Here is a 2,236-nt window from a genome sequence, read left to right as displayed (position 1 = left end):
CGCTGATGTGCTTGCTGATTCAGACGCTGATGTTGAAGCTGACTCAGACGCTGATGTTGAAGCTGACTCAGACGCTGATGTTGAAGCTGACTCAGACGCTGATGTTGAAGCTGACTCAGACGCTGATGTTGAAGCTGATTCAGATGCTGATGTGCTTGCTGACTCAGATGCTGATGTTGAAGCTGACTCAGACGCTGATGTTGATGCTGATTCAGACGCTGATGTGCTTGCTGACTCAGATGCTGATGTTGAAGCTGACTCAGACGCTGATGTCGAAGCTGACTCAGATGCTGACGCTGATTCAGATGCTGATGCTGACTCAGATGCTGACGCTGACTCAGATGCTGATGTTGACTCAGATGCTGACGCTGACTCAGATGCTGATGTTGACTCAGATGCTGATGCTGACTCAGATGCTGACGCTGATTCAGATGCTGATGCTGACTCAGACGCTGATTCTACTGCTGACTCAGACGCTGACGCTGACTCTGATTCAGATTCCACTACAGATTCTGATGCTGATACTGACTCAGATGCTGACGCTACTTCTGATTCTGAAGCTGAACCTGACTCAGAACCTGATTCTGACAATGAGTCTGACAATGAGTTGTACTCGTCTTCATTCTTCTTATAAACGTGAGTTGTTTCAGTCATCTCAACGCCTGCATAAGAGAAGGTATATGGAAGCGTGATACCAGTCAAGTCAAGACCTGATACTGGTTTACCTGTTGCTGGGTCAATGGTTTCACCTGGATTTGTAACATCATCCGGGTTGAAGTCACGTCCAAAGTGTAATAAAAGACGATTAACTGCTCCTGTCGTTGCCGGTCCGATTTGGAAGCGTGATAGGTAAACATAGTCAGGGTTTTCTTTAAGATCTAGTTTGAACCATTCATTGGCTTTAAGTGAATTCAAATCCAATTCAGCAGGATCCGTAATTGGCGCTGACTCGACTTGTTTTTTAGGATCATTTGGATCTGTTGTCAACTTAGTTACTGTGTAAGTATCCAAGAATGACGCTGGCAACATGTTATTAGTGTTTGTTACACCTTTTGAAAGGACAGATGATTCAAATACTTTGATGAAGCCTTCTGTCGTTGTTGAGCGGAAGTCATGCGTACCTGTGTAGTTTGGATCCGCAACATAGATTGCTTCTGTGTAATCATGTGTTCCAGCAATCGGAGTTGCGATCGTTTTGTACTGGATGTATTTACCACCTTGAGAATCGTTAGTTGGGTAACCTTGACGTACACGGATAACATAAGGAATGCTAGACTGTGGTGTTACATCTACAGCGGTTGTTTCTGTGCGAACGTAGTCAAAGCCTGGGAAGTCACGGACATCTGATGGGATGTTTGTCAAGCCAGGAATCGTTGCGATGGTGTAAGTACCAAGAACTTCACCAGCTTCAGTCACGTAAGTTGTTGTGTTGGCAACCACACCCGGAACCTGAACGTTTGGTTGAATGGTATTCTCATCATAGAGAACTTTCAAGGTTCCATATGACGTATCTGACGCCGTTGTTGTATCGTACTCAGCAACAACTGGGCGACCACCTGCAGAATCTTGGAAGGTTGTAAACTCAGCTTTTTCACCTGGTGTCACTGTCTTAGTGTCTAGGATGTTGTTTGACTTATCAACCAACTCAAGTAAGACTGTTCCTGAAAGATCTTCTGCTACAGAGGCACGGATGTAGGCACCGTTTGATGATGACAAGCCGTAACCATTTGGTGAACCGACAGTTCCATCATACCAAGCTGAGAATGGGTAGTACTTGAAGGTCAAGTAGCCAGCAGTTGTTGTCGCAACAATTGTACCTTGCGTTGCTGATTGAGCTTCTGCCTTGTTAGGATCCTGCATGTCTGGGTTTGGCTCGATGAGTGCAACACCACCTGGGTTAAAGGTACCGTTACCTTCATTGACTGCTGAAGCATTGATATCTGCCAACATCGCCGTAAGGACACCATCTTCATCACGTTTCAACAACTCAGTTCCCAATGAATCATTAGCTGTTTTGATCGCTACAACTTGTGCTTGAATTTCTTCAACTGTTGCTGAAGTGTTGCCTAAAACAATTTTCGCTGCAGCCACTTCTGCTTTAGTGGCTGAGACCGCTGTTTCAAGATTAGTATCAGCTGCTTCTGCTAATTCTTTTTGACCAAGGTCAACCAAGATCTCAGCTTCTGAAGTTACTTGTTCAAGAACAGCACGTGCTTCTTCTTTTGTTTGAGGAGTG

The 2,236-nt window shown here is 45.0% G+C and carries 1 pseudogene; it reads right to left on the bottom strand.

What is annotated here, in order from left to right:
- Nucleotides 1-2,236 (bottom strand): annotated as a pseudogene (locus ACQRDX_RS09195) (hypothetical protein); the annotation flags it as partial.

Origin of the sequence: Streptococcus sp. SGI.013, assembly GCF_050315295.1 — a bacterium.
Taxonomy (GTDB): Bacteria; Bacillota; Bacilli; order Lactobacillales; family Streptococcaceae; genus Streptococcus; species Streptococcus porcorum.
The sequence above is the reverse complement of the archived record's forward strand: the minus strand, read 5'-3'. Positions and strand labels throughout refer to the sequence as shown.